This window comes from Actinophytocola sp., from assembly GCF_035762905.1.
Taxonomy (GTDB): Bacteria; Actinomycetota; Actinomycetes; order Mycobacteriales; family Pseudonocardiaceae; genus DASYTH01.
The window spans coordinates 43,849-50,488 of the sequence record NZ_DASUCC010000089.1 but is presented as its reverse complement, the minus strand read 5'-3'; the positions used below and the strand labels follow the sequence as shown (position 1 = coordinate 50,488).

The window sequence follows — 6,640 nt, the reverse complement described above, 5'->3', positions numbered from 1 at the left end:
CATGGCAACCTCACCGAGAGTCGAGACCAGGCCGCGATACGGCTCGATATACCGGCGATCTTCCAGGAAGAGCACGGTCGCATGGTTGTCCAGGCACACCAGCGGTTGATATTCGGCGTACTCGAACAGCGCGAAGGGGCCGCCGAAGGCCGACTGCGCCGGCACCACCCGAACGGTGACGTGCTCGAGGGCGGCCAGGATGGCCAGCTGCAGCAGTTGCTCGTGCATGACGGCCGGCCCGCCAACCAGCAGCCGCAAGGCGTGCTCGTGCATGAAAAAGGTTAACTGGGCCGGGCGCGGCGCATGCAGGATCCATTGGCGCTGCATGCGGATCCGCACGCACCTCTCGACGTCCTCCGGGCTTCTCCAGTGCTCGGCGGCGATCCGGGCGTGCGCGTATTCGGGTGTCTGGAGCAGGCCATGAACCAAGTTGGGCTCGTAGGTGACGCAGGCGTCGGCGGCGGCCTCGTGGTAGATCAGCTCGTCGAGCGAGTCGGGCAGCCATTGGCCATGCGGGGTCAACCAGTAGCCGAGATCGAGGTTGGCGCGCCGGCGCAGCGCCAGGAGCCCGTGCGCGTCCTTGAGGTAGACGCCGCAGGATCCCAGGTAGTGCAACATGTCCGGCTCGGTGAGCTGAACCTGGCCGCGCTCGACCCGGCAGACCTTGGAGCCGCTCCAGCCGAGCCGGCGGGCCAGTTCGGCGCCCGTCAGCCGAGCGGTTTCCCGCCTGCGGCGCAGCTCCTCGCCGAGCTCCCGGTAGCACCCGGTGGGGTTTCGTGCCATGGCGTCACGCTAGAGGCTGACCATCAACCGTCCTGTCCGGACGCGCGGAACTCCACCCCATTCGGTTACGCCTTACCCGGAGCGCAAGCTTTCGGGCGCCATCTCGATGGCATCGTCGTCCGCTTCCTCCGGACTCTGACCGGCGGCGATGCGGCGCAGGCCCGCGCGACCGACGTCCTCTTCGGACATTCCGGCCTGCCAGTAACCGTGGAAGGACACCATGGCCGCCTCGAAACCGCGCTCGCGAACCAGGTGCCGGCGCACCGCGCGCACCATGCCGGACTCGCCGGCCACCCAGGCCTGCGCGCCCTCACCGGTGAACTCGGTGGCGCGCACGGCATCGAGCAGGACGCTGTGGCCGTTCCGGTACAGCCACTGGATATCCACCTCGGCCCGGCTGGCGAACCGTTGGTGTTCCTCGGGATCGGCCACCTCGACGAACGCACGCAGTCTGGTGCCGGCCGGGGCCGCCTCGATGATCGAACCGATGGCGGGCACCGCGGTCTCGTCGCCGACCAGCAGGTGCCAGCGTGGGCCGTCGCCGGCCGCGGCCTGGCCGGCGGGGCCGAGCACGGCGACCAGGTCGCCCGGCCGCGCCGCGCCGGCCCACCGGCTGGCCAGGCCGTCGTCGCCGTGCAGCACGAAGTCGATGTCGATCTCGGCCCGGTCCGGCCGATACGCCCGGACGGTGTAGGTGCGCATCGGCGGGCGGAGTTCATCGGGCATGTCGAGGTAGCTGCGATACCAGCTGACCAGGTCGCCGGCCACCGGCGGGGCGAGGTGCGGCGCGGACTGACCTGGCAGCGGGAAGAACACCTTGACGTGGGCGTCCGGGGTCGGCGGCGCAACGTTCACGCCGGACACCGTGATCCGAACCGTACGCGGCGTGATCCGCTGCACGCCGGTCACGGGCACCACCCGGGGCACCATCATGAGGTAAGGCTAGCCTAAGTCATGGGGGCCGCAACGTGCGTGCCGTGCCCGGGGGTCCGGAGCGGAGGAAGGTTACCGGGGCGAACGGCTGCGTGGCCGGGATTTGCCCGCTGCCTTGGCGGCCTCGTCCTTCGCCGTGGCGGCCTTGCGGGCGGCGGACCTGGCCTTGCCCACCGCGTCCTTGCCGTTGGGCGACTCGGCCCGGGCGCGCATCGCGGCGTCGACGCTGGCCTGCAGCGCGGAGATCAGGTCCTCGACGGTGGTGTCCTCCTCCACCGCCGCCGGCCGGACAATCTGCCGGCCCTCGATCTTGGCCTCGATCAGGTCCTCGAGCGCCTCGCGGTAGCGGTCGGTGTACTGGGCGGGCACGAACGAACCGGAGAGCTGCTCGATCGCCTCCACCGCGGCGTGCACCTCCGGCCCCACCAGATCGACGTCCTCGTGCAGGAACGGAAAGTCCGGCACCCGGATCTCGTCCGGCCACAGCATCGTGGTCAGCAGGAGCACCTGGTCACGCACCCGAAGCACGCCAAGGCTCTCCCGGGCGCGCAGCGCCACCTTGACCACCGCGGCCCGGCCGGACTGCTGCAACGCCTCGCTGAGCAGCACGTACGGCTTGATCCCGGCCGGCTCCGGCTCGAGGTAGTAGCTCTTCGCGAACGAGATCGGGTCGATCTGCTCGAGCGGCACGAACGCCCGCACGTCGATCAGGCGGGTGGTGGCCAGTGGCAGGGTGGCGAGGTCCTCGTCGGTGAGCATGACGACGTCGCCGGCCGGCATCTCGTACCCGCGCGCCACCTCGGCGAACGGCACCTCCTCGCCGTCCACCTCGCAGACGCGCTTCTGCCGGATCCGGCCACCATCGGTCGCGTGCAGCTGGTGGAGCTCGATGTCGTGCTCCTCGGTCGCCGTGTAGGCCTTGACCGGAATTGCCGCCTGCCCGTACCCGATCGTGCCTTTCCACATGCTGCGCACTGGTCACCTCCGCGAGACCTTGCCGATCCCACGGTATAGGCATGTACCAAGATCCGAAAGCTACAACCGGGTTTCCGCGCCGATCACATCCAGGACAAGCTGAACCAGGGGACGACTTTCGGCGAGTGCGTCCGCGGAATGGCCGGCGGCCTCCGCCGACGCCCTGAGCACCTCGAACAGCGCCGGGTCGAGCCCGCGTGCCCGGGTGTAGCCGGCGAGTTGGGACAGCGCGGCGGAGATGTGCCGCTGGCCGGCCACGAGGTGCTCGACGATCGTGGTCAACTCCCCCGCCGTGCCGACACACGCGTCCGCCCGGGGACCGGCCGTGCCATCGGCCAAGGTGGCCGCCGATGCCTGAAGGTGTGCCGCCACAACGCTTCCGGGAAGCACGGACATCCCTAACTCTGGCATGGCCGCCATGGTGCCACCGGTCCCGGTGCCGGCCCGGTAGGACACGCCGACGGTGATCGCCGGCGCGGCGATCACCGTCGGCGCGACGGTCAGCGGCGGGTCGGGATCCGCTCGACGTCGACCAGCACATCGGACTGCTGGTTCGGCGGGTTGTTGCCGGGCGTGTTCGGTTCGGCGAACCGAGCGTCGGTCCAGCACGGGATGGCCACCCCGACGCTGGTGTCCAGCCCGTTGTAATCGCCGATGAACGTGCCAAGCCGGAATGCCAGATCGGCGTTCCAGGCCTGCTCGGAAACGCGGCGGGTGCTGAACGTGCGGCCATTGTTGACCGACACCGACAACGAGGTGTCGATCAGCTTCGGCCCGCTGTACCGCCGGTCGAAGTAGGTCACCGCGACCACCCCGTCCGGCGCCACCGACAGCCACGGGAACCACTGGTCGTCGATCGAGCCGCCGGTGATGTTCTCCGGCCGGCTCCAGGTTCGGCCGCCGTTGCCGGACGAGGTCACGAACACGTCGGTGTTGGTGTCGGTCGCCGTTCCGTTGCGGTTGTCGGCGAAGGTGAGGTACAGCCGGCCGGTACCCGGATCGATGTCGATGTTGCCGGCCGCGTTGGTCCTGGCGCACATCAGGTCCAGCGTCTGCCGCCCGGCGCACACCGGGTACTTGTCGGCCCCGTCGAACACGTCGGCGACCTTGACCGGCGGATCCCAGGTCGCCCCGCCGTTCACCGACCGGACCACCAGGTACTGGTTGCGCTCGGTGCTGTTGACGTTGAAGTTCTCGAACGCCACGTACACGTGCCCGGTACGCGGATCGACCACCGGCACCGAGAACTGGTCCTCGTCGCACGCCCCGTCCGCGTCGCCGGTCTGGAAGTCACAGAACGGCGCGCTGCCGGAGATCTCCTGCGGATCCGACCAGTGCCGGCCCTGGTCGTCGGAGTACGCCACGTGGATCGCCGAATCCACATTGCCAAGGCCGTTCACGTCGCTGTCGAACACGGTCCAGGTCACGTACAGCCGGTCCGGGCTGACATGCCCCTGGTCGGTGTCGGGCACCAGCGGAACCCCGGGCGGCCGCGGCCCGGCGACCGCCCATTCCTTGTCGTGGAAGAACTGCGCGTCGTCCGGCCCGCCATTGTGCACGACGATGCCGTCGCCGGGGCTGATCTCATGCCCTGCCGGCGGTACGCCGTCGACCGGGCTGGTCCAGGTGACCCCGCCGTCCGAGGACCGGCTGACCGCGATGTAGGAGTCGAAGTTGTTGCGGCCGAAGGAAATGAACACCGCGTAGGCGACACCCTCCCGGTCGAACACGACCACCGGGTCGCCGGTGCTGTACATGGCCCGGTCCGGGGTGATGATCTGCCGGCCGTGCCGACTGTACGGCCAGGTCCGGCCGCCGTCGAAGGACGTGTACACGCCCATGACCGAGTCGACCGCCGACTCGTAGTCGTTGGATCCGGCGATCACGTTGTTCGGGTTGGTCGGGTTGATCGCGATGACCGTCTCGTTGGCCGGATAGCCCGCCCCGCTGCCGAACTGGGCGCGCGGATCGGCCTTGTTGTCCCCGTTGGCCTGAATGTCGTCCGTGGCGATCGCGACCTCCGCGCGCGGCGCATCGGCCGCGGCAAACACCCCGGTCGCGGACGACAATCGCGGATCGGCCACACCGGAAAGCTGTGGCCGGCCCGGTTGCGCATCGAATCCGAACCTGCCCCTCGGCTCCGCGACGGACTCGGTGCCGGGGACGGTGAGAAATACTCCGGTCAGGGTCAGAACGGCAGCAGCCGCCCATATCCGCCTGTGCATGGCACGTCCTCAGTGGCTCGACGGTGAACGCTTCTGGCGGTGCGGACCCTGGGAGCGGACGCTACTCCCGGGAACCGACCGGTCACACCACCAAATGGCGCGGTCAGGCCGGAATGATCACCGGCTGCCCGGACTCGACGACGAACGACGCCTCGGTGCTGGTCGGGGACTCCCTGGTCTCGATCGAATCCACCACGCGGACGTCGGTGCGCCAGTGGGATTTGGTGATCTCGCAGCGCAGGTATCCGCGCTTGAGGCCGTTGAAGTAGCGCACGTGCGGGTTGAGGATCGGGTTGAACTGCTTGATCGGACCGTCGAACGCCACCGGGAAGTCCGAGCTGATCGAGGTGCCGACGAACTCCACGGCGACGTTCGGCGCCGCCGGGTCGTCGGAGTCGATTTTGATCTCGTTGACCCAGGTGGAGTGGATGTCACCGGCCAGGAACACCGGATTGGCCACCCGGGCCTCGGCGATGAACCGCAGCAGGCGTTCGCGTTGCGGCTGGTAGCCGTCCCACTGGTCGAGGTTGACGATGGTCGGCGGCACCTGCGTCGGGTTGGGGAACCGGGTGTGCGCCGTCATCACCTGCTGGGCCACCACGTTCCACCGGGCGTGCGAGCGGGCCAACCCCTCGGTGAGCCAGCGCTCCTGCTCGGCGCCGGTCAGCGTGCCGGCGGTGTTGCCCGCACCGGGCGGCTCCGGCCCGAGGTCCTCTCCGAACCCGCCGGGCTGGTCGGTGCGGTACTGCCGGGTGTCCAGCAGGTTCACCCTGGCCAGCCGGCCGTAGTCGAACCGCCGGTAGATGCGCAGGCCCGACGAGCCCGGTCGCAGGTCCGCCCGGATCGGCATGTGCTCGTAGTAGGCCTGGTAGCCGGCCGCGCGCTGCAGGGCGAACTGCTCCGGGCTCTGGTGCCGCTCCGGCACCTCCAGCTCGTCGACCAGGTCGGCGTAGTTGTTCTCCACCTCGTGGTCGTCCCACGTCGCGACCCAGGGGAACGCCAGGTGTGCCGCGCGCAGCGCCGGATCTCCCTTGTACTGGGCATGCCGGGCCCGGTAGTCGGCCAGCGTGCGCAACTGGTCCAGGCCGAGCGTGTCCGGCGTGGTGTGGTTGCGGTCCGGGAACCGGCTGTGCGGGTCGTACTCGTAGGTGTAGTCCCCGAGGTGCAGCACCAGGTCGAGATCCTCGGCGGCCAGGCCGTTGTAGGCCGGCCAGTAGCCGTTCTGGAAGTCCTGGCAGCTGGCCACGCCGAACCGCAGCCGGTCCGGGTCGGCGTGCCGGGCCGGCGCGGTGCGGGTGCGACCGACCGGGCTGACCTCGCGGCCGACCCGGAACCGGTAGAAGTAGTCCCGCCCGGGGCGCAGGCCGCGCACGTCCACGTGCACCGAGTGGGCCAGTTCCGGCCGGGCGAAGGCGATGCCGGACCGGACCACCCGCCGGCACCGCTCGTCCTCGGCGATCTGCCAGCCCACCGGCACCGCCCAGCGCGAAATCGGGCTGGTGCCGAGCGGGTCGCGGACCAGCCGGGTCCAGAGGATCACGCCGTCCGGCAACGGATCGCCGCTGGCGACGCCGAGCAGGAACGGGTCGGCGGTGTCCGCGGTGGCCGGCAGGGCCGAGCCGGCCACCACGGATCCGACCGCGAGCGCCGTTCCGGTGAGCATCTGACGTCGGTTGAGCTCGAACGGCATCGCTGGACCCCCATCCGTCACGTGATCATTCCGA

6 protein-coding genes are annotated in these 6,640 nt (G+C 69.8%); all 6 read right to left on the bottom strand.

The window, feature by feature from the left end; all coding sequences use genetic code 11:
• Positions 1-783 (bottom strand): helix-turn-helix transcriptional regulator (locus tag VFV67_RS17925; protein ID WP_326471412.1); only part of this gene is annotated, 783 nt, incomplete at its 3' end.
• Positions 784-855: 72 nt separating this feature from the next.
• Positions 856-1,716 (bottom strand): siderophore-interacting protein, encoded by an 861-nt coding sequence (locus VFV67_RS17920; protein ID WP_326471410.1) that lies wholly within the window; start codon positions 1,714-1,716, stop codon positions 856-858.
• Positions 1,717-1,788: 72 nt separating this feature from the next.
• Entirely contained in the window at positions 1,789-2,691 is a 903-nt protein-coding gene (locus VFV67_RS17915; RefSeq protein ID WP_326471408.1) for a Ku protein, read from the bottom strand.
• A 60-nt stretch (positions 2,692-2,751) separates the two neighbouring features.
• Positions 2,752-3,177, bottom strand: a complete 426-nt coding sequence (locus VFV67_RS17910; protein WP_326471407.1) for a hypothetical protein — start codon at positions 3,175-3,177, stop codon at positions 2,752-2,754.
• Positions 3,178-3,191: 14 nt separating this feature from the next.
• Complete coding sequence (locus tag VFV67_RS17905; RefSeq protein WP_326471406.1) at positions 3,192-4,775, bottom strand: sialidase family protein; 1,584 nt, start codon at positions 4,773-4,775, stop codon at positions 3,192-3,194.
• Positions 4,776-5,019: 244 nt separating this feature from the next.
• Entirely contained in the window at positions 5,020-6,606 is a 1,587-nt protein-coding gene (locus VFV67_RS17900) for an alkaline phosphatase D family protein (protein ID WP_326471405.1), read from the bottom strand.
• Positions 6,607-6,640 lie beyond the last annotated feature (34 nt).

Coding starts and splice junctions, on each gene's coding strand:
- VFV67_RS17900 (WP_326471405.1), bottom strand. CDS start 6,606: ATGCCGTTCGAGCTCAACCGACGTCAGATGCTCACCGGAACGGCGCTC.
- VFV67_RS17920 (WP_326471410.1), bottom strand. CDS start 1,716: ATGATGGTGCCCCGGGTGGTGCCCGTGACCGGCGTGCAGCGGATCACG.